Source organism: Pseudomonas sp. MWU15-20650 (assembly GCF_023242475.1).
Lineage (GTDB): Bacteria > Pseudomonadota > Gammaproteobacteria > Pseudomonadales > Pseudomonadaceae > Aquipseudomonas.
Window position 1 is genome coordinate 57,862 of sequence record NZ_JALJFG010000002.1, and the last position, 20,479, is coordinate 78,340.

Annotated in this window: 16 protein-coding genes and 1 pseudogene; 9 read left to right on the forward strand and 8 right to left on the reverse strand. The window is 60.1% G+C overall.

Annotated features, from left to right (window positions below; genetic code table 11):
- Positions 1 to 142 precede the first annotated feature (142 nt).
- From M5B43_RS02170 to M5B43_RS02205, 8 genes are all read left to right on the forward strand, one after another.
- The gene (locus M5B43_RS02170) at positions 143 to 1,498 is read left to right on the forward strand and encodes a serine hydroxymethyltransferase (protein WP_248748583.1); all 1,356 of its coding nucleotides are present in this window, start codon (positions 143 to 145) and stop codon (positions 1,496 to 1,498) included.
- A gap of 84 nt (positions 1,499 to 1,582) precedes the next feature.
- Positions 1,583 to 2,668: a pyridoxal phosphate-dependent aminotransferase gene (locus M5B43_RS02175; RefSeq protein WP_248748584.1), complete on the forward strand. Its 1,086-nt coding sequence runs from the start codon at positions 1,583 to 1,585 to the stop codon at positions 2,666 to 2,668.
- Positions 2,669 to 2,881: 213 nt separating this feature from the next.
- Complete coding sequence (locus M5B43_RS02180) at positions 2,882 to 3,595, forward strand: LuxR family transcriptional regulator (RefSeq protein ID WP_248748585.1); 714 nt, start codon at positions 2,882 to 2,884, stop codon at positions 3,593 to 3,595.
- Positions 3,596 to 3,950: 355 nt separating this feature from the next.
- A complete protein-coding gene (locus tag M5B43_RS02185) occupies positions 3,951 to 5,015 on the forward strand; it encodes a fatty acid desaturase family protein (protein ID WP_248748586.1) in 1,065 nt (354 codons plus the stop codon).
- Between the two features lie 4 nt (positions 5,016 to 5,019).
- On the forward strand, positions 5,020 to 5,991 hold the full coding sequence (locus M5B43_RS02190; RefSeq protein ID WP_248748587.1) for a proline dehydrogenase family protein: 972 nt from the start codon (positions 5,020 to 5,022) through the stop codon (positions 5,989 to 5,991).
- A 13-nt stretch (positions 5,992 to 6,004) separates the two neighbouring features.
- Complete coding sequence (locus M5B43_RS02195) at positions 6,005 to 7,255, forward strand: ATP-grasp domain-containing protein (protein WP_248748588.1); 1,251 nt, start codon at positions 6,005 to 6,007, stop codon at positions 7,253 to 7,255.
- Positions 7,255 to 8,457 (forward strand): MFS transporter, encoded by a 1,203-nt coding sequence (locus tag M5B43_RS02200; RefSeq protein WP_248748589.1) that lies wholly within the window; start codon positions 7,255 to 7,257, stop codon positions 8,455 to 8,457. Before M5B43_RS02195 ends, M5B43_RS02200 begins: the two co-directional genes overlap by 1 nt.
- Before the next feature lies 1 nt (position 8,458).
- Positions 8,459 to 9,583 carry an aminotransferase class V-fold PLP-dependent enzyme gene (locus M5B43_RS02205; RefSeq protein ID WP_248748590.1) on the forward strand — a complete coding sequence of 375 codons (1,125 nt, stop codon included), beginning with the start codon at positions 8,459 to 8,461 and terminating at the stop codon, positions 9,581 to 9,583.
- A gap of 10 nt (positions 9,584 to 9,593) precedes the next feature.
- On the opposite strand, the gene M5B43_RS02210 is transcribed toward M5B43_RS02205, so the two are convergent.
- From M5B43_RS02210 to M5B43_RS02215, 3 genes and pseudogenes are all read right to left on the reverse strand, one after another.
- Positions 9,594 to 10,301 carry a hypothetical protein gene (locus tag M5B43_RS02210; RefSeq protein WP_248748591.1) on the reverse strand — a complete coding sequence of 236 codons (708 nt, stop codon included), beginning with the start codon at positions 10,299 to 10,301 and terminating at the stop codon, positions 9,594 to 9,596.
- A gap of 377 nt (positions 10,302 to 10,678) precedes the next feature.
- Positions 10,679 to 10,771: pseudogene (locus tag M5B43_RS27200) on the reverse strand (type II toxin-antitoxin system YoeB family toxin); the annotation flags it as partial.
- A gap of 82 nt (positions 10,772 to 10,853) precedes the next feature.
- A complete protein-coding gene (locus M5B43_RS02215; protein ID WP_248748592.1) occupies positions 10,854 to 12,107 on the reverse strand; it encodes an aspartate aminotransferase family protein in 1,254 nt (417 codons plus the stop codon).
- 221 nt (positions 12,108 to 12,328) lie between these two features.
- Between M5B43_RS02215 and M5B43_RS02220 the strand changes: the two genes are divergently transcribed.
- Positions 12,329 to 13,357 carry an amino acid ABC transporter substrate-binding protein gene (locus M5B43_RS02220; RefSeq protein ID WP_248748593.1) on the forward strand — a complete coding sequence of 343 codons (1,029 nt, stop codon included), beginning with the start codon at positions 12,329 to 12,331 and terminating at the stop codon, positions 13,355 to 13,357.
- A 22-nt stretch (positions 13,358 to 13,379) separates the two neighbouring features.
- Here M5B43_RS02220 and M5B43_RS02225 read toward each other — a convergent pair whose 3' ends face one another.
- From M5B43_RS02225 to M5B43_RS02245, 5 genes are all read right to left on the reverse strand, one after another.
- A complete protein-coding gene (locus M5B43_RS02225; RefSeq protein ID WP_248748594.1) occupies positions 13,380 to 14,393 on the reverse strand; it encodes a diguanylate cyclase in 1,014 nt (337 codons plus the stop codon).
- 136 nt (positions 14,394 to 14,529) lie between these two features.
- Positions 14,530 to 16,431 (reverse strand): alkaline phosphatase D family protein, encoded by a 1,902-nt coding sequence (locus M5B43_RS02230; RefSeq protein WP_248748595.1) that lies wholly within the window; start codon positions 16,429 to 16,431, stop codon positions 14,530 to 14,532.
- 480 nt (positions 16,432 to 16,911) lie between these two features.
- Positions 16,912 to 19,140, reverse strand: a complete 2,229-nt coding sequence (locus M5B43_RS02235) for an ATP-binding protein (protein WP_248748596.1) — start codon at positions 19,138 to 19,140, stop codon at positions 16,912 to 16,914.
- The gene (locus tag M5B43_RS02240) at positions 19,137 to 19,751 is read right to left on the reverse strand and encodes a biliverdin-producing heme oxygenase (protein WP_248748597.1); all 615 of its coding nucleotides are present in this window, start codon (positions 19,749 to 19,751) and stop codon (positions 19,137 to 19,139) included. The genes M5B43_RS02235 and M5B43_RS02240 overlap by 4 nt, the downstream gene beginning before the upstream one ends.
- 195 nt (positions 19,752 to 19,946) lie before the next feature.
- Positions 19,947 to 20,327, reverse strand: coding sequence for a response regulator (locus M5B43_RS02245; protein WP_248748598.1), 381 nt, complete (start codon positions 20,325 to 20,327; stop codon positions 19,947 to 19,949).
- Between the last annotated feature and the right edge of the window lie 152 nt (positions 20,328 to 20,479).

Below are 20,479 nucleotides of genomic sequence, written 5' to 3' on the forward strand. Positions count from 1 at the left end.
GTCACTGCACGGGAAAATCCGGGCGGGCAAAAATGAACATTTAATTGGGAAAATGTTTAATTTGCTGTTTAATTGAGCCTCAGGTTCAGGACGGACCGGCAGGCAACACCCAGGCGCAGCACCGAGGAAGGAACCCGCACTGATGGCAGCCAACACCCTACAACTGAAGGACCAGGCCGACCTGTTGCGTCGTGGCCTGGCGGATCTGCGTACAGAAGATTTTGAACTCGCCAGCCTCCTCGATGCGGAAGTCGCCCGACAACACCGCACCTTATCCCTGGCGTCTTCTTCCTGTGCGGTCAAGCCGCGAACCCTGGTGGCCTGCGCTTCGGCGTTGGTCAACGTGAGCGCCGAGGGCATACCGGGCAAGCGTCACCGCACCGGCTGTGAAAACGTCGACCTTGTCGAGTCCCTGGCCATCCGCCGCGCGCGCGAGCTGTTCGATGCCCAGTACGCAGGTGTGCAGTCACACTCGGCCTCCAACGCCATTTCCCAGGTGCTCTCGGCGCTGCTGGAGCCCGGTGACACATTGCTGGGCATGGCTCATGACCATGGCGGCGACCTCACCCTCGGCAGCCCGGCCATCTTTACGGGCGCCTACTACAAGGCCCTGCGCTACGGTACGAACAGCGATGGGCTGATCGATTACGAACAGGTGCGCAGCCTGGCCCTGGCTCATCGCCCGCGCATCATTATCTGCGGTGCATCGGCCTACTCTCGGGTGGTGGATTTCGAGCGGTTTCGTGGGATTGCCGATGAGGCCGGTGCCATTTTACTCGCCGACATTTCCCACATCGCCGGGCTGGTGGTGACGGGGCGCCATCCCAGCCCGATCAACGCGGCCCACGTCACCACCACCTGCACCCACAAGCAACTGGGCGGGCCCCGGGGTGGCCTGATCTTGTCCGGACGTGACGCCCACACCAAGGTGCCTGGCCTGAAGGCGACCTTTAGCCGCGTGCTCGAGCAAGCCGTGTTCCCGCGTATGCAGGGGGCACCGGCGGTCAACCTGATCGCGGCAAAAGCGGCGGCGCTGGGCTACGCAAAGTCGGCGCAATTCGATGCGTGCATGGGGCGGGTGCGTACGCTGGCCGATGAAGTGGCCAGTGCGTTTCAGGCGCACGGTTACGATGTCGTCGGTGGGCGCAGTGAAAACCATACGGTGCTGATTCGCTTGCGTGGCGGGCTCACCGGGGCCATCGCGGAGTTGGCCCTGGAGGACTGCGGCATCGTGGTGAACAAGCATCGCGTGCCGGGTGAGACCCGTACCTCGTCGGTCACCAGCGGGTTGTGCATAGGCACCGGCTCCCTGGCCCAGCGCAACCTTGACTCGCAGGCTTGTCGCCACGTGGTCGCGTTGGTGTGCCAAGTGCTGGGCAGCGTGACCCCGCTTGGCGAACAGGATTACCAGTTGGCGCATGAGGTGCGTGAAACCCTGCGTTCAGCGGTGGAAGCCGTGTGTGCCGACTACCCCATTGCCGACTACCTGGAGAGCTGACGCTAAATCGGGCGCCAGCATTCTCGTCATATTCCTGTGTACGACCCGTGCGAATCCCTCGCTCGTCTACAAGGAGTAGTCATCATGGCCAGTGTCAGTCGTCGGTCCCTTCTCGCCCTCGCAGCGGCCTTGCCCGTGCTGGGGCGCCTGGATTGGGCGTTCGCCAGCCCGCCACCGACACAGCCTGACAAGGTGTTGCTCAACTACAACGAAAGCCCCTACGGCCCCTCAGACGCGGCCCGCGCGGCGATGCAACGTGGGATTGCAACGTGCGGACGTTACCCCTACCCGGACATGTACGCCTTGGCAGCCTTGTTTGCCCAGCAGCAAGGAATCAATGAGGAAAACGTCGCGGTGTTTGCCGGCTCGATGGCTGCCCTGCGTTACGCGGTGCTGGCGTTCACCAGCCCAACCCGCAGCCTGGTGATGGCCGCGCCGTCTTACGAAGTCCCGCGCCAGGCAGCCGAGTCGCACAAGGCGCCGGTGCACGAGGTGAGCCTCGACGCGCAGCATGCCCATGATGTAACGGCCATGCTGGCCGCAGACCCACAGGCCGGCATGCTGTATTTGTGCAACCCCAACAACCCGACCGGCACCCTGACCCCGACCCAAGCCATCGGCCATGCCCTGTCCAGCAAACCCAAAGGCAGCGTGCTGGTGGTGGATGAAGCCTATATCGACTTCTGCGACGCCCCCAATTGCGTGGGCTGGGTCAAGGACCATGACGACCTGCTGGTGCTGCGTACGTTCTCGAAAATCTATGGCATGGCCGGTGCGCGCCTGGGCTTGGCGATTGGTCATCCGGCGCTGTTAGAGCGGCTGGCCGTGTTCGGTGGTGACAACGTGCCGGCCGGCTCAAGCTTGCTGGGCGCGCGTGCCAGCCTGGAAGAGGCCACATTGCTGGCGCAACGCAAGGCGCTCAATGCCAGGGTGCGTGATGAGACCGTCGCTTGGCTGAACGCGCGGGGGTTTACCTGTACGGCTTCACAGAGCAACTGCTTCATGATTGATGTGCAGCAGCCGGCCGAGCCGGTGGTTGCAAGGCTGGCCGCACAGAATGTACTGGTCGGGCGGGTGTGGAAGAATTGGCCGCAGTGGGTGCGGGTGACGGTGGGGAGTCAACAGGAGATGCAGCGGTTTCGGGAGGTGTTTGCGGCGCAAGTAGCCTGACCGGGCAGGTTTGTGGCCTCAATTGCGTTCGTCAGATTACGCCCGGCTCGCCGTCGGAAGCACTGGACAAGGTCAGTTGGGCGTGTTTCATTCTTGTGCTTAAGTAGAGATATTTCCTACGATGTGAGTCGATTTTGAGCAGAAGTTTCGGGATTGAAACTCTTCTGCCGGATCGCTAGCTTCACATGTTGTCACTTATCAGGGACGATAGTCATGCGACGCGATGGTCAAGCCAATAACAACACGCCCATGCAGCCCGCCGATGTGCGTCAATTGCTCGATGCCGAGCTGAGCCGGCGTGGCCTGGGGCACTTCGAGGTCTACCAGTGTGGGCCGACGCTGGATGAAGCGGAAATCATCACCAATTACCCCGATGCGCTGGACCGCTCCGACTCGGCGGATGATTTTTACCCGCGCGGCCAACTGCTTTCCTTGTCCAAAGGCCGGGTAAAGCCTTTTTTCTGGAGCGATGAAAACCTCATTGCGCCTGCCAACGAAGCCGTCCCGGTACCGGGCCCTTGCGCGCCGGTCGGTGAGGGCGCGAGCTTTATCGTGCATGGCAACCGAGGGTTCTACTCCATCCTCAACCTGTGCAGTTTCGGCGAAGATCAACAGTTTCGCGATACGGTGCTGGCCAATAAAAGTGAACTGCAGATGCTGCTGGTCTCGGTCTACGACGAGGCTCTGGAAAGCTGCGCTCCGGCTCCTGCATTGGCACAGGAAACCGTGCTCACGCCCCGGGAGACCGAGGTGTTGTCCTGGACCAGTCTGGGCAAGACCTACAATGAAATCGCGCTGTTGACCTCCATGAGCCCGCGTACCGTCAAGTTTCACATGAAGAACGTCTTCAGCAAGCTGGATGTCACCAACGGCAAGTCGGCCATTCGCAAAGCCCTGCAACTGGGTTATATCCGCCAACACGCCTGATCTCCAGGCATTCCCCCCTCTTTTCACATCACGCCCGCCGGTGAGTTTTTACCGGCGAGTGTGCGCGTGTGCGTCGCTGCGGGATACCTGTCTAAAAGGGCAGCTTGTTCGCCATCGAGTGGTGCTTTAGTTTTTTTTGCAGCCGATGAGTATAGGGGGTGTTCTCAATTAGTTTCCCCACCGCGTTGTCGCCTTAAAGCGGGCCAGGCAAGGCGCAGGCCGCAGGGAAGGGTTGCTCCCATTCCAAGGCCCCCCTCGCTCAGGCAAAAAAAAACAATAGCCGCAACATCTGAAAAAAACCTGAGCCCGGGAATGGGCCTGGTGTTGCAGCATGCCGCTTAATTATGGAGTGATTATGCTGGTCGATAAAAACAAAGAGCCTGCTGGCGAATACGCTGCGGGTATTTCCCGTGAAACCTTCGGGATGCTCAAGCATCTGTGCAAAAAAGATAACTATCACTGGGCAATGGCGCTGGGTAAGGATTACGCGATCATCGCTTTTGCCGTCTATCTGTCCTTGGGAATCAGCTGCTGGTTCTACCCGGTTTCGCTGTTTCTGATTGGCACCACGCAACGAGCCTTGGCGAACGTGTTGCATGAGGCCTCTCACAAGATCCTGGCGAAGAACCGTTTTATCAATTGGTTCTCCGGCACGTTTCTGTCCGGTTACCTGATCTTCCACCTGCTCCAGTCCTACAGCATTTCGCACATCAAGAATCACCACGTGCACCTGGGCCATCCGGAAAAAGACCCGGACTACAATTTCCATCTCAAGTGCGGCCTGTACGATGTTCAGCAAAGTGAGCGTGAGTTCTTCCTGAAGAACGTACTGCTGGCCCTGTCCGGCTACCGTACCCTTCAATACATCAAATACATCGCCAAGGACCGGGTCCAGGGCCAGGACCCGCGCATCCGCAAAGAGCGCATGGTGCTGTGGGCCTACTGGGCGGTGATTTTTGCCGTGGCCGCCTGGTTTGGCGTGATCGCTGAGCTGGTGTTGTTTTGGCTGGTGCCGCTGTTTACCACTGCCGTCGCCGTGGGTTGGATCATCGAGCTGGCCGAGCACTACCCGTTGCCTGCCGCAGAGACCGACAAGCTCTTGCTGACCCGCAACCGCAAGGGTAACGCCCTGGAAAACTTCTTTTTCGGTCGCCATGACGACAACTACCACCTCGTGCATCACCTGCACCCGGCCATTCCCCACTGGAACATGCGCCAGGCCCATGAACTGCTGATGTCGCATCCTGAGTACGCCCGTTGGGACAACCTGTGGGCCGGGATTTTTACCCGCGACCGTCATAGCCGTCACAAAGAAACCATGCTCAGTTACGCGGCCAAGTTCCGCGCTCACAAGATTGCCAACCACGCCGACGACTCGAGTTTCGCACGTCGCATGCTCAACCAGGCTTACGGGGTTTAATGCCATGAACACGACCGACAACAGCCTGCTGGCAACCCTGGCCCTGAAAAAACTGGCGGCGAACAAGACCTATCGCGACCTGTTCCTGGCCAGCGACACGCTGCGCGATTTCCTGCGCCCGGCGGCCCTGCGCTACATCATTTCCGAAGACCGCCTGGAGATGCTCGACAAGCTGGCGGCCCTGCAAGGCAAAGGCTATCGCACCGGCGTCGAGTACGTCGGTGAAGAGGCGACGACCCTGGCCGAAGTGACCACGGCGACCGATGAGTACCTCAAGCTGATCGACTTGATGGCGCTGCACCCCAAGCTGACCGAGCCACCGCAGCTGGGGTTCGACCTGTCCAACGTCGGCACCATCATTTCCCGCGAACTGGCGATCGAGAACTGCTCGAAGATCCTTACCCATGCGGCCGACAAGGATGTCGGTGTGATCATCAGTATGGAACGCTCCCAGTGGACCGACTCGATCCTCGATATCTTCCTGCACCTGAGTGGTCGTTTCCCCAACCTGGGCATCACCCTGCAAGCGCAGTTGAACCGCACCCCGGATGACCTGGGCGCGATCCTGGAGACCGGCTGCAAAGTGCGCCTGGTCAAGGGCGTCTATGCTGAACCTGCCGCGATCGCGTTGCCCCGTGGCGATGCGCTCGACAAGCGTTACCTGGGGTTGCTGGACCGCATCAACGGCGCGAGCACGAACTATGCTTTCGCGACCCAGGACCCGCGGCTGGTGGAAGAAATCATCACCAGCCGTATCGCCGATCGTGGCGAGCTGGAGATGCTCCACGGCGTACGCCCGGAGCTGATCAAAGCCGTGAAAGACCAGGGGCAAGTCAAGACCCGGGTGTCGGCGGTCTATGGCACCAATTGGTACCTGCACCTGCTGCATCGTGTGGCTGAGTTTCCGCAGAATATTTTCCTGGCGCTGGATGACGTGGCCTCGCAACGGCCCTCCGAAACCGCCAATCACTACTGAAAAGGACATCCTCATGAAACGTTACGTCGCGCTGGTTGATGTCTATTCGAGCGGTAATTTCCTGCCGCAGTTTTTCCGCGATGCCGGCTTCGGCCTGATCCATGTTCAAAGCACACCCGAACTGATGCCGAGCATGCTCGGGCCGAACCTGGCGGAGTTTGAACACAACCTGATTTTCAACAATAACGCCGAGGACATCGTGCGCCGCTTGCGTGAGTTCGATGTGGTGGCCGTCATTGCCGGGCAGGAGCCGGGTGTGCCGTTCGCCGACTACCTGAGCGAACAGCTGCAATTGTCGACCTCCAATGGCAGTGCAGGCTCACGCGCTCGTCGTGACAAGTTTGAAATGATCAACAAAGTCGCCGCTGCCGGCTTATTGACCGCGCGCCAGATCAAATCCTCGGACCCCGCCGAGCTGCTGGCCTGGGTTGAGGCCGGCCAGGTCTTTCCTTGCGTGATCAAACCGCTGAGCTCGGCGTCGACCGACGGGGTTTCGATCTGCCATAACGTCGAAGACGTCAAGCGTGCCTGCGAGGAAGTGGTGTCCAACCTGGACATCTTCGGCCTGGCCAACACCGAAATTCTGTGCCAGTCCTACCTCAAGGGCCCGGAGTACATCGTCGACACCGTCAGCCGGGATGGGCAGACCTATGTCTGCGGTATCTGGCGTTATGTGAAGCGTGAAATCAGCGGCGGCAAGAACATCTACGACCGTGACGTGCTGATTGCCCCGGACAGCGCCGAGGCCAATGTACTGGTGGACTACATCGTGCAGGTGCTCGACGCGCTGGGCATCCACAACGGCCCGGCCCATTCGGAAGTGATCCTCACCGAAGCCGGCCCCGCGCTGGTGGAAGTCGGCGCACGCTTGAACGGCAACATGGAGCCCAAGTTCCATGACATCAGCCTGGGCGGTAACCAGGCGCAGCTCACTTACCTGGCGTACTGCGACGGTGAGGCGTTCAAGGCAAAGTATGCCGGCAAGCGTTACCACAAACTCAAGGAAGCCTGCGTCATCAACACCGACACCACGCTGCAAGGCGAGGTCACCGGGTACAACGAGGCGGCCATTCACTTGATCGAGGCGTTGCCCTCGGTGCATAAGCTGAGCGTCAAATACAAGGCCGGCAAGTTGATGAAAAAGACCGTCGACTTGCTCAGCAGCCCGCTGCGGGTGTTCCTGCTCTCGGAGAACCAGCGCGATATCGACCAGGACTACGAACAGATTCGTCAGTACAAAGACAACGTCTATGTGATTCGCTGATGATGGGCACCTATCACGCATTACGCGGGCTCAATGGACGGTTGCAGTCGCTGTTCCTGATTACGCTGGTGTTCCGCATGGGCACCATGGCGTTCCCTTTTTATGCGGCGTACCTGATTCATCAGCACGCCGTCTCGGCGGGGACCGCAGGCTTGCTGGTGGGGGTGTATGGCGCGGGTGCGCTGTTTGTGGACTTGATCATCGGTGCGGTGATCAAGCGGTTTTCCGCCAACCGGGTGATCCTCGGTTCGTTGCTGCTCAACGCCGTGCTGCTATTGATCATCCCTTCGGTGGATAACACCATTGTGCTGTTTGTGTTGTCGTTTCTCTGGGGCGCCTGTTACGAGGCATTCACCCCGGCGACGTTCTCCGAGACGGTGGCCCACAGCAGCAGTGAGACGCGCAAAGTGGCGTTTTCCTGCAACCGCTTGGCCATCAACATCGGCATGGCGATCGGGCCCTTGCTGGGTAGCCTGATTTTCCTGAGCAACGCCGACGCGGTGTTTTACCTCAATGCGGCGTTGTCATTGGTGGCGTTCGTGGCCTGCCTGCGGTTCGGGCGTGCGGCACCGGTCGCGCACGCGGCGGCTGTCGTCGGCAAGGGCCATGGTTTGCCGGAGAGCGCACCGCACGAGCGCTCACGGTTGCTGGTGATCCTGCTGGCGGCATTGCCGGTGCACATCGCTTATGCGTTGCCGCCGACCTTTCTTTCGGCCTACATCATCACTTACACCGAGTTGCCGGCGTACTTCGTCGGCATCATTTTCTTCATCAATGCATTGCTGGTGATTCTGTTCGAGGTACCGATCAACCAACGCATGTCGCACCTGTCGAGCAGCCGTTCGCTGGTGGCCGGTTTCCTGGTGGCCGGCGTGGGGTTCTTCCTGATGGGGTTCAGCCATATCGGCGCGCTGTTGCTGGTGGCCACGGTGTTCTGGAGCCTGGGCGAGATGATCGTGTTTCCCGGCATCACCCACTATGTCAGCAGTATTTCCAGCCGCCATACGGTGGACCGCAACCTCGGCTATTACTCGGCGGGCGTGAATATCGGGGTCATGGTCACGCCGTCGCTGGCGTTCATGTTGGTGTCCCAGCCGTCCCTACCGTCGCCGTGGTTGCTGGCCGGCACGGTGTTGCTGCTGTTCGCGGTGGCGGTGGGCGTGATGAAGAGCTCGACTCTTTTATGGAACAAGGAAGCGTGAAATGAATATCGTGCATCTGAATACTGCCGGTGCGGGCCTGATGTCGTCGGGAACCCTGAATGCGATCCAGCGTTTTACCGCCATTGAAGCGCAAATGGGCAGTTATGAGACGGAGCTTGCCTACGATGATTTGCTCAACGTCGACCTGTATCGGGTGGCGGCCGGGCTCTTGAATGCACTGCCGTCGCAGATCGGCTTTTTCAGCAGTGCGACCGAAGCCTGGACCAGCATCCTCGGCAAACTGCAATTTCCCCGAGGCAAACGGGTGTGGGTGTCGACCTCCGAGTACGCGGCGAACCTGATCTTTTTCAACTACCTCAAGCTATCGCGCGAGATTCGCGTCGAGGTGATTCCCACCACCGCCACCAGCCCGCTGGACCTTGAATGGGTGCAGCGTCACCTGGACGATGATGTATTTCTAGTCAGCGTGTCGCACCTGCCGTCGTGCTGCGGGGTGATCAACCCGGTGGAAGCGTTGGGCGCGCTGCTCAAGGACTCGAAGGCGTTGTATGTGGTGGACGCCTGCCAATCGCTAGGGCAGTTGTCATTGGACGTGCGTGATATGCACTGCGACTTATTGACGGGGGCGGGCCGCAAGTTTCTTTGTGGGCCCCGTGGCAGCGGGATCGCCTACGTGTCGCCACGCCTGCTTGAGCGGTTGGCGTTGAATTTCGCGGACTTGCACGCCGCCAGCACCGATGGCCTGGTCAATCGGGTGGAAGTGTCTGGCGCACGGGTGTTGGAAATTGCGGAAAAGAGCTTTTCGGCCCTGGTGGGCTTGCACACGGCATTGCAGGAATACGTGAAAGTGGGTGGCGGGCAGGTGAGTACCGAGCCCTATGCGTTGCTTGCGCAGGAACTGCGGCGTCTGCCGCAGCTGACCCTGCTGTGCGACCAGTTCGAGCAGACCGGGATTGTCTCGTTCGTGCCGCACAACACCACGGCCAAGGCGTTGGTTGGCCAAGCCCGCGAGATGGGGCTCAACCTGTGGGCGGGCACTGCCGCCCATACGCCGTTGCTGCTCAAGGACCTCGGCGCCACCCACTTCGTGCGTGCCTCGGTGGGCCGGCATGTTACCCTGGCCCAGGTCGAGCAAGCCCTGGTGACCTTGCGCAGCCTACTGTAGCGTCAGGGGCTCACTGGGCGGCGATGGCATACCCGTCGAACGCGCTTTGCTGTTGCAGTGCGGTCACGATGCTTTTGCGCGTGACCGGCTGCTCCACACCACTGTTGTCGACGAAGGTTTCACTTTCCAGCTCCGCCTCGCTGCCTTCACCCACGAACGTAAAGCCCAGGAACTCCAGCGCCTCACGGTCAACATTGAGCTTGGAGCGCGGTGTGCGCAGTGGCAGGGTGACGCTGATGCCATCCTTGCTGATCACAAACACTTCGGTTTCTTTCTTGGCGCGTGCGGCCTTGCCCTTGCCGGCGCTTGGGTGGTTGATGGCCTGGTGCGATTGGTTCAGCACTTTGAGGGCCAGGCCGTAGACCAGTTCCTGGAACTCGGGGTCGTCCTTGAAGCTGGACAGGATGCGGCTGATGGAGAACTTGCTGCTCAGGTCTTCCAGGGCAAGGTTGTCGGCAGCCTCGGCGTCCTTCAGTTGCTTGAGCTGGCCCATCAGGTCATAGGCTTTGTCATCGTCGAAGGCATCGTGGGCCTGGCGGATGGCCACGCGCAACTCGCGGATCTGATCGCTTTCCTTGGAGGTGTGAAACGCGTCCAGCACCATCTCGCTGATGATCTTGGCCGCTGGCACGTGCTGTGAAAGATTGATGGCGTTTTCGTATTCAGCCTTGGAGCGCAAGGCGACTACGGATTCTTCTTCGGTGTAGGAATCGGACATTGAAATTTCACTACTTCAGTAAACAGAGACAAAAAACGTCGCGCATTTTCAGCGCGCAGGGTGGTCAGGTCAAGGCAGCACAATGCCCTTATCGCGGCGCAAGGCGACCAGCGCCCGCCGCAGCCGCACGGCCCGTCCGCAGAACAGACCAACGGTAAGCCCCGAGACGCCAACGACATCAGCGACCACACCACCAGCACCACTGGCAGGATCATCAGCGAACGGAGGTTCTCGCGCCCGCCCAGACAGGCTTGATCCCGTAGTAGCCAATCCACAGGTAAATCGCGTAGACCCAAAGGGGCGTGCCTTGAAGGATATCGAGCATGCTGGGCGTCCTTGCATAAAACATCGGGTACTTCAGGAGCAAGCTGCTCCTCTCAGTAGTGATAACGACAGATCAAGATCTGCACTTCATTATTCTCAACGCCATAAACCAGGCGATGTTCGGCAGTGATTCGTCGAGACCGGAATTCGTCGAAACCACAGACAGATAGGCAGGCCGGCCCTCAGGGGTAAAGACTGGCCGAACGGCAGCAAACCGGCGGATGCGCGTTACTCGTCCAGTTGCTTGAGGCAGGCTTGGAGAATATCCAGGCCCTCTTCAAGCACCGCAGGCTCGATGGTCAGCGGTGCCAGCAAGCGCACGATATGGCGCGACTTACCGCTGGGCATCAGCAGCAAGCCGGCGTCCCGCGCCAGGCCCAGCAGTTGAGTCAGTTGCTTGGCGGCGGGCGTGCCATCGGCGTTGCTCAGCTCGATACCGCGCATGGCGCCGACGCCGGTGAGTCGGCCCAGGTAAGGGGACAGTTGCTGCGAGCGCCAGGCTTCATGGCGGCTGACAATCGCGGCTTCCTGCTGGGCTCCCCACACCTGCAGATGCTCATCGGTCATCACCTCAAGGGTGGCCAGCGCTGCGGCACAGGCGATGGGGTTGCCCGAATAAGTGCCGCCCAGGCCACCTTTGGGCAAGTTGTCCATCAGCGCTTTGCGCCCGACCACCGCCCCCAGCGGCACCCCCCCGGCGATGCTTTTGCCGAGCAGGATAAGGTCCGGTTCGATCCCCAGGCGTGAGAAGGCAAAGCGCTGCCCGGTGCGGCCGAAACCGGACTGGATTTCATCGGCGATCAACAGGATCTGGTGCTCATCGCAGAAGCGGCGCAGCGTCTGGGCGAATTCGATATCCAGGGCCAGGAAACCGCCTTCGCCCTGCACCGGTTCGATGATGAAACAGGCCACGTCGTTTACGTCGATTTCCACGCTGAACAGACGGTCCATGGCCTTCAGCGCTTGAGCACAGGTCACGCCGTTATCGGCGCTGGGGTAGGGCAGGTGATACACCGGGCCGGGCAGTACGCCGACCTTCTGTTTGTAGGGCGCAACCTTGCCATTGAGGTTGAGGGTAGCCAGGGTGCGGCCGTGGAAGGCGCCGTCGAAGGCGATTACCGCCGTGCGGCCGGTGGCGCCGCGTACGATCTTCAAGGCGTTTTCCGCTGCTTCCGCGCCGCTGTTGGTGAGCATGCCACTGACCGGGTAGCCCACGGGGATAAATGCGCTCAGACGCTCCATCAACTTGATGTAGGGCGCATGGGGCGCAGCGTTGAAGGCGTAGTGGGTCAGTTGGGTGGCCTGCTCGCGAATCGCCTCGACCACGGCCGGGTGGCAATGGCCCAGGTTGAGTACGCCAATGCCGCCGACAAAATCGATATAGCGTTTGCCCGTGGTGTCCCAGACTTCGGCGTTCTTACCGTGGCTGAGGCTGATAGGGTGAACGATGGAAATCGACTGGCTGATGGTTTCGCGGCTCATGAATCTCGGACTCGGCAATGGCGGGCGTCTTTTTATCTAAGCCGCCCGCCGTGCCTTGCGGCAAACGAAATAAAGTCGCCGGGTCATTCCAAATCGGAAGGAGCTGTTGCCTAAAGGTCGTTTGTGGCCCGGCGGCAAAGCTGTCAATACTGCGCGCAGCACCACACACCGGCGCGGGCTGTGCAGCGCCGAATAATAAGGAATGACAGGGAGCGCCTCGCATGAACAACCTCAACACCACCTTGGCCGCCATCGGCACCGCTGCAGCCTTGTGTCTGGCCGCCAACGCCCAGGCGGGCGTGACCCTGGATGCGATCCAGAAGAAGGGTTTTATCCAGTGTGGCGTCAGTGATGGCCTGCCGGGTTTCGGCGTGCCGGACAGCACCGGCAAGATGACCGGCATCGATGTGGACGTGTGCCATGCAGTGGCGGCGGCCGTGTTCGGTGATGCGTCGAAAGTGAAGTTCAGCCAGTTGACCGCCAAGGAGCGTTTCACTGCGTTGCAGTCCGGCGAGATCGACGTGATTTCGCGCAATACCACCTGGACCAGCTCACGAGACTCCGGCATGGGCCTGGTGTTTACCGGGGTGACCTATTACGACGGTATCGGCTTTCTGGTGAACAACAAGCTAGGAGTGACCGGCGCCAAGCAACTGGACGGTGCGACCGTTTGCATCCAGGCCGGTACGACCACCGAACTCAACGTATCGGACTACTTCCGCACCCACGGCATGAAGTACACGCCCATCACCTTCGACACCGCCGATGAAAGCGCCAAGGGCCTCGAAGCTGGGCGTTGCGACGTGTTGACCACCGACCAATCGGGCCTGTATGCCCAGCGCATCAAGATGGCTCACCCGGACGAGTTCGTGGTGCTGCCCGAAGTGATCTCCAAGGAGCCGCTGGGGCCGCTGGTGCGCAAGGGTGATGACGAGTGGTTCAGCATCGTCAAGTGGACCCTGTTTGCGATGATCAATGCTGAGGAAATGGGCGTCACTTCGCAGAATGTCGAAGCGCAGGCCAAGACCACCCAGAACCCGGACGTGGCACGGTTGCTCGGTGCCGACGGCGATTACGGCAAAGACCTGAAGCTGCGCAAGGACTGGGTGGTGCAGATCGTGCGGCAGGTGGGCAACTACGGCGAAGTCTTCGAGCGCAATATCGGCCAGGGCAGCGTGCTGAAGATCAAGCGCGGGCTCAATGCATTGTGGAGTGACGGCGGCATCCAGTACGCGCCACCGGTGCGCTGAGCGGGTAATCGGGCCACACCGGCTACTCCGATACCCCATCTTTCCCCGCCGCCTTGGACCGATACAGGGCTTGATCAGCCCGTTCCATCAAGGCAGCAGGGGATTCGCCCAGGCGACGCTCGACCACACCCAGGCTCAGGGTGACTTTGACGTCGCCCACGGCGGGCACCTCCTTGATTGTCAGGCGAACTCTTTCGGCCAGTGCCTTTGCCGTCGCCAAGCTGCTTTTGGGCAGGACCACCATAAACTCATCACCGCCCCAACGCGCCAGCAAATCTCCGGGGCGTGTGCAGGCGTCGAGGTGTTCCACCACTTGCACCAGGGTCTGGTCGCCTACGCCGTGGCCGTATCGGTCATTGATCGGCTTGAAGTCATCAATGTCCATGGCCACCAGGGCCAGCGGTTGACGGAAGCGCTCGGCACGCGCGCATTCCTCCAGCAGGGTTTTTTCCAGGCGATAACGGTTGGCGATACGCGTCAAGGAGTCCCGTTCGGCCAGGGAGCGGTTTTCGTCCAGCTGCAACTGCAGTTGCTGGTTGACCCGCGACAATTCAAGGGTGCGTTCGGCGACCAAGGCTTCAAGGGATCGGTTGCGCCGTTGGAGCTGTTCGATGGAGCATTTACGCGTATGAATATCGCGGTGCGCGCCGACCATGCGCGCCACTGAATTATCGGGGTTACGTGCAATGACGTAGCCTCGGTCTTCTACCCACAGGTAAGTGCCGTCGGCTTTGCGGCAGCGGTACTCGGCCTGGTATTGGGGGGTGCGTTGGCAGATGTAGTCATCAAACACAACCATCACACGCGGGTAATCCTCAGGGTGGATCACGCTCTCCCAGGTAAACACGCTGTTCTCCAGGGAGTGGCGGGGGTAGCCAAGCATTTCGTACCAGCCCGGGTTGCGGTAGACGAAGCCGGTATTGGCGTTCCAGTCCCAGATCCCGTCACTGACCAGCTCCATGACCGCGTGCAGCATGTCGGTGCTGAGGTCGGAAAAGTCGTTGTGCAGCGGTTTATTGCTGGATGTATCGTCCATCAGCGCGCTTCCTGCGTAGGCGGTGCCCAAGGTCAGTCATTGTTGACGCCGATACTCCGTGGCTCGCGCTACTGTACATCGGGGGTTGCGTGGATTGAATAGGGGGAATGCACTGCTTTTGGCTGGTGGCAATAGGCTACTTTTTCGGTGCGAGCATCCTCGTCTTCGGCCGGCCATCCGCATTGTGCTGGTAGATCACTTCAGGCTGGCCCTGCTGATTAAAAAACACCTGGCCGATCCCGGCCGAATTCCACAGCCGTTCACCGGCTTCGGCATGTTCCGGAATATGCGGCACCACCTGCATGGGGCGGCGGCGGGTGAATCCATTGAGCGGTGAGCGCGGTGAATAGAGCCAGCGGTTGAGGCGGTCGAACCATTCCAGCTGCCTTGGCGGGAACTCGTTCTTGATGCCGCTGCTGGTGATTTGCCAGATCCTGGGGCCACCGTTGCGGTGGCGGATCAGCACCTCGTAGACGAACGAGTAATGCACGTCGCCGGAGAGGATCACATAGTTACCCGGCGTGCGGGAGTGGCGGAAAATATTGAGGATCACCTGGGCGGCACCGCGATGGGCCATCCAGTTTTCGGCATCCACCAGCAATGGAAAACCGCACCAGCTGAAGACCTTTTGCACCGTCTCGATCAACTTGACGCCAAACACTGGCGCGGGTGAGACGATGATGGCCGACGGGTGGTCGAGCAGGGCCTGTTGCAGTTCGCTCAAGGCTTCCCAGTCCAGCAGGCCGGAGGGCTGCTTGAGGGTGAACTCATTACGCCAGCGCCGGGTACGGGTGTCGAGTACCACCAGGGCAGGAGTGGTGGGCAGCACGTAATGCCAGTGCTGGAATTTCAGCAGGGCGTCCAGCAGGTCATCTTGCGCCGTGGCGTCGAGGTGGTTGTCTGGCGCGTGGGCGGTCAGCGCCTGGGTTTGGCTCAGCAGTTCGCTGAACACCTCGGGCTGGTTGCCCCAACCTTGGCATAACAGATAAGCGAGCAAGGCGTTGCCGATAATGCGTTTGGAGAAAGGATGGCCGTAGGCGGTTTCTTCCCATTGGGCGCTGAGGTTCCAGTCGTCGGTGATGTCGTGATCGTCGAAGATCATCAGCGTCGAAAGGTGGGCGAACACCCGTGCGACGCCAGGCAGGCTGTTGCGCAATTGATCGATCTGTACCTGCTCGCGGGCATAGCGTTGCTGTTCCTCGACGCTCAGTTGCGGCGGCTGCGGCGTGATCAATGTCCATGGTGTGGGCGACCAGACCAGCAGGTACATGGCCATCACTTCGGCAAAGGTCACCAAGTGATTGTCGGCGGTGCTGCTGGTAAAAATCGGCTTTTTCACGCCGCCGAAAAACCGTTCGCGCAGTGTCTCGTTGCTGTCCAGCGCGGGTAGCAGATCGGCGCGATGGTAATAGCTGGCGCGATGCCCATAGAGGCTGGCGCTGTCATCCACCACGGCGCCTTCCAGGTACTCGTCGTACAGGCCCAGGCGCGCGATTAGCCCATGAATCGCCCGCAACATGGGCCCGGCGACATCATCGGCGTAGATCTGGTCACCGCTCATCAACAGCAAGGCCGGGCGTTCGGCAAGCGTGTGTGCTTCGGCCAGCAGGCGGTCGACGCACAGCAAGCCGTCGTCGGCACGGTGATGGGGTTTGCGGCAAGAACCGTGCACCAGTTGGTGGATGCGGCTATGCAGCACGAAGTTCGCAGAGGGGGCCTTGGCATACAGCAGGTGCGGCGCCCATTCGGCGATGCCGGTACCGTCGAGCAGCAAGTCATAGTCAATGACCACGTCCTGGGGCAGGGCGCTACCCATCGATACGTCGATCAGGTGAATAAAGGCGTGGTGCCCAGCGCGGACAACCTGGCAGTGCTGGGCGTCGAGCGCAATATACAGGGGCTCGTCCTGGGGGGATTGCAGCCTTAACGTCATGTGTAGGGCACGACTTCCTACCAGCCAGATGACCAGGCGCTGCGGTTCCAGGCGCCGTAGCAGTGGGCCGGCAATGACTGCGGGCAGTGTGTCGGGTTGAAGCATCAGGGAAGCCGCTCACACGGGGTAGAACTCAAGAGGGTAGCCCAGCGGATGTCGGTGTTTTGTTAATGAGGTACAACGCTGGGCGCTGCATTCCTGGCTAGAGGTCAGGGGCGTCGCAGGCCGACCGGGCTGTTGGTTGACACCCCCTTGCCCGGTCAGAGCACTTTGCCGCCTCCTAAAGAATCCAGGGACGAGTTATTTGGCTGCTGCACCTGTTGGTTTTGCCTCGGTTGATTGTGTCCGGACGCTGAAGGTTTTTCCACAGGGGTGACGGGGGGCTGAGCCGTTTGTACGGCTTGGGTGAGGTTATAGCTGTGGAACGCGCTACCGATATTCATAAGGTACCTCGTTGCTCAATGGGAAGAATGTTCTCGCATCAATACTCCCTTTGAGTGCGCACTGATTCAGTGGCATTGGCCGGGTTCAGGGTTCCCGGCCTTTGGTATCGGCGTGTGTTGAAAGAGGGCGCGCGTGGGTATTTCAGGCCGGCTTGGGCACCGTAAACCTGAACTCACTGCCTTGGCCCAACTCACTCAGGGCTTCGATCCGCCCACCATGGGCCTGGACGATACCCTGGGTGATGTACAGTCCCAGCCCGCTGCCCGTTGGGTTGTTTTCGGTCTGGGTCCAATAGCGATCAAACACATGGGGCAACTGGTCAGGCGCAATGCCGTCACCGGAATCGCGCACCGAAAACACGATCTCTTCGCCGTTGCTCATGGCGCTGATACCAATGTTGCCTTGGCGTGGAGTGAACTTGATGGCATTGCCGATCAGGTTCGACAGCACTTGAAACAAACGCTCCGGGTCGGCATTGATCTGTAGGCCAGGCTCGGCGTTGAACGACAAGTCGATGCCTTTTTCCGTCGCCAGTGGCACCAACAGCGAATAAGCCTCTTCAAAGAGTTGGCTGACGTCCAGCGCCACCGGTTTGACCACATAACGCCCAGCCTCGATTTTCGAGGTGTCGAGCAAGTCTTCCAGCAGCACATTCATACGCCCGGCCGCCTGCTGCATGGTGTCGATGGCTGAGGAGATCCGCCGTGAAGTGTGTGGGCCGTCTGAGCTGAAGGCTTTTTGCATCATGCCGCAGAGCATCGAGATGACGGTCATTGGGTTGCGCAGGTCGTGGGAGACCACGGCCACCAATTCATCACGGGCGCGCACGGCTTGTTGCTCGCGTAGCACTTGGCGAGACAGGTCGTTTTCCAGCGCCGAGCGGCGCAGGTCGTTGGCGGCAAACAGGTCGCCATGGCTCCACTGGGTGGAGATGCCGGCCATTTCCACTTTCCAGATTTCAAACGAGGTGCGTGGGCGCAGGCGCAGGCCGGTGTCGGATTTTTCCAGGTTCAACGGCTTATTCGGGTCGCCGCTCCAGTGGATGTTCTCTTTCACCTCCGGGCGGAACCACAACACACCATTATCGACCGGCTTGGGCAGGCTCATGGCGAGTACGCCGCTGGCCACTTGCTGGTACTCGGTGGCGGGCGGGTAGACCGAGGCCAGGTGATGGCAGGAGAACACCGGCTGGCCCTGCTGTTGCAACCACTTGTGCAGCGCCCGGATCTGCGCCGGCTCCGGGCAGTTGCCGTAGCGGTGCAGTTGCTTGTCTTCGATGATCGCCACGCCGCCGGACAAGGTCAGGTCCATCAACCGTTGCCCTTGTTGGGCCAGGCCGTCGAACACGTTTTGCTCGGAGGCTTTCATCGCCTGGTCGAGTTGCGCCAGGGCCTCGACTTTCTCTTCGCGCTGGCGGCTCAGGTCCAGGGCTTCCATGGCACTGATCTGCAACGACAGTACCTGGCCGAGGGTCTGGCAGGCCGTGCGCAGCGCGTTGGGCACCAGCAGCGGCTCGCGGTTGCCGCAACTGATCAGCCCCCAGAGTTTGTCGCCCTTCATCAGCGAGATACTCATGGACGACAGCACCCCCATGTTCTGCATGTATTGGCAATGAATGGGCGACACACTGCGCAGGGTGGCAAAGCTCAGGTCGAGTGGCTGGCCGGTGTCCGGGCGCAGCTTGGGCAACAGTGGCACCGGCTCGTAGGACGCATTCGGGATGATACGTAGCCAGTTGGTGCGATACAGTTCACGGGCCTGTTCAGGGATGTCGGAAGCCGGGAAGAAAAGCCCGTTGAACAGCTCCATGGACGGGGCCGACGCTTCGGCGATCACTTGGCCATGGCCTTCGTCTTCAAAGCGATAGATCAGTACCCGGTCATAACCGGTCATGGCCTGGATTTCATTCACGCTGATTTCGTAGAGCGCCTGCAGGGTTTTCGCCGATTGCAGGCGTTGCAGCATCTTGCTCAGGTCGCTGGTGCGGCCATTGCGTGCTTGTGGCTTGAAGTCTTCGATCCAGGGTTCGAACTCCAGCACCAGCACGTGCTGATGGCGATGCAGCAGGCCCTCGAAGGGCGCACCGTTGAAGGTGACATGCAGGGGCGGGGCCTCGAAAAACGTATTGCTCTCGGCCATGGCCTGAACAGCCTGGGCGAGTTCGGCACCGATCAGTGTGTGCAACGGCTGGCCCAATAACGCCTTGGGTGCGTGGCCGAACAAGGTGTCGACGTTCGCACTGACCTGGAGGATGTTCAGGCCAGGCTCCGACAATGTCAGCAACACGCCGTGGGGCTGGATCGCCCCCGGAAAGCGAATGGGTTCGTTGGCGCAGTTGGCAAGCAGCTCCTCAAAATCATCGGGTTTCATAGCAATACCTCCTGGCTGTCGAGCCATTGCTCAAAGCCGTTGAATGTCGAGCAGGCCGCTATCACCGCGCGCCGTTTGGCGGTTGTGTCCAATGGCTGGCGGTCCAGGTAGTCAAGAAAGTCTTTCCAGCGTCGCCCCGTTTCCGCGCCATACACATTGAGAAACGCGCCGCCGTTGTCGGCATCGATCGCCAGGCGCAGCGCCATTTCCCGACGCAGCACCTGGCCGCCGAGGGTCGCGCCTTCCAGCACATACAGGGCACCGAGGCAGGCGGCGGGCGTATCGAAGCTCGGGAGGTCGGCGCAACGGGGCAGGGCGTTGAGGGTGTTGTCATCCAGGCCGAGCGCGTGGAGATCGTTGACTAGCGTCGGAGTTTTCGCACGCAATACGCAGTCGAAACCGTCTGGGATCAAGCCACTTTCATACAGCGCTTTTTCCATCGGGGCATAAAACCCGTAATACGCCTGGAGCAAGCGCCGGTACCCATCGGCATCCAGGCACCCGGAGAAAAACGGTAGGCGTTTTTCCAGCGCGACGTGCAGCAGGCGCGTGCCCGTACGCAGTGTTTCCAACAATGAGGGCACACCAATGTCATGGGCCTGTGAATGCATTCGATGAGCTCGAGTTGTGGGCCTTTCAGCCCTGAATGACGCGTAAAAATGGGCGACAATTCTACACAGCTCTTGGCCGTTAGCTGAATGCGCGAGGCGAAAAGACTGACCAATAGATCAGGAAAATCACTCCTTGTGTGGCAAATGACCGCGAAGTGGGGGGCGAAGTTCGGTTTAAATGATGTCGTCGCGCTATCAATGCATCGACGAATGCTGCTGGGTCAGTGCCAACTGCACGCACTCGAGCAGGCGCTCGGTACTCCATGGTTTGGGTAAGAACCGGACGCTGCCCCCTAACTGTGAAGCCAGCGCCGTATTGCCCGAGGTCAGCAATACCGGCATCGACGGCCATCGGTGGGCGACGACTCGGCTCAAGTCATAGCCGTTCAACAACCCTGGCATCTGGATATCACTGACAATCAGATCCACCGTTTCATCATCGCGCTCCAGAAAAATCATCCCTTCATCCGCCGAGGGAAATGAAATGACATGAGCCCCGAATTCCTCCAGTACATCCACCATCAGCGAGCGAATGATCTCGTCGTCTTCCAATACCAAAATCGATGGCTGAGCCATGATCCTTACTCCACCATCAGGGTTCAGTAAGGTGGAGTGGGCACCGGCCGATTAGGTTCGATGGGATGTTTTTTAAACGATGGGTGGTCACTTGAAGGGGGCGTCGGCATGAAGGGTGTATTTAACTGGCGGCGGCCGTACTCGTCACGCTA

Excerpts from the sequence above, each read along its gene's own strand:
- M5B43_RS02185 (WP_248748586.1), top strand. The coding sequence starts at position 3,951 with ATGCTGGTCGATAAAAACAAAGAGCCTGCTGGCGAATACGCTGCGGGT.
- M5B43_RS02195 (WP_248748588.1), top strand. The coding sequence starts at position 6,005 with ATGAAACGTTACGTCGCGCTGGTTGATGTCTATTCGAGCGGTAATTTC.
- M5B43_RS02230 (WP_248748595.1), bottom strand. The coding sequence starts at position 16,431 with ATGCTTCAACCCGACACACTGCCCGCAGTCATTGCCGGCCCACTGCTA.
- M5B43_RS02210 (WP_248748591.1), bottom strand. The coding sequence starts at position 10,301 with ATGTCCGATTCCTACACCGAAGAAGAATCCGTAGTCGCCTTGCGCTCC.
- M5B43_RS02205 (WP_248748590.1), top strand. The coding sequence starts at position 8,459 with ATGAATATCGTGCATCTGAATACTGCCGGTGCGGGCCTGATGTCGTCG.
- M5B43_RS02220 (WP_248748593.1), top strand. The coding sequence starts at position 12,329 with ATGAACAACCTCAACACCACCTTGGCCGCCATCGGCACCGCTGCAGCC.
- M5B43_RS02175 (WP_248748584.1), top strand. The coding sequence starts at position 1,583 with ATGGCCAGTGTCAGTCGTCGGTCCCTTCTCGCCCTCGCAGCGGCCTTG.
- M5B43_RS02200 (WP_248748589.1), top strand. The coding sequence starts at position 7,255 with ATGATGGGCACCTATCACGCATTACGCGGGCTCAATGGACGGTTGCAG.
- M5B43_RS02235 (WP_248748596.1), bottom strand. The coding sequence starts at position 19,140 with ATGAAACCCGATGATTTTGAGGAGCTGCTTGCCAACTGCGCCAACGAA.
- M5B43_RS02245 (WP_248748598.1), bottom strand. The coding sequence starts at position 20,327 with ATGGCTCAGCCATCGATTTTGGTATTGGAAGACGACGAGATCATTCGC.
- M5B43_RS02170 (WP_248748583.1), top strand. The coding sequence starts at position 143 with ATGGCAGCCAACACCCTACAACTGAAGGACCAGGCCGACCTGTTGCGT.
- M5B43_RS02225 (WP_248748594.1), bottom strand. The coding sequence starts at position 14,393 with ATGGACGATACATCCAGCAATAAACCGCTGCACAACGACTTTTCCGAC.
- M5B43_RS02240 (WP_248748597.1), bottom strand. The coding sequence starts at position 19,751 with ATGCATTCACAGGCCCATGACATTGGTGTGCCCTCATTGTTGGAAACA.
- M5B43_RS02190 (WP_248748587.1), top strand. The coding sequence starts at position 5,020 with ATGAACACGACCGACAACAGCCTGCTGGCAACCCTGGCCCTGAAAAAA.
- M5B43_RS02215 (WP_248748592.1), bottom strand. The coding sequence starts at position 12,107 with ATGAGCCGCGAAACCATCAGCCAGTCGATTTCCATCGTTCACCCTATC.
- M5B43_RS02180 (WP_248748585.1), top strand. The coding sequence starts at position 2,882 with ATGCGACGCGATGGTCAAGCCAATAACAACACGCCCATGCAGCCCGCC.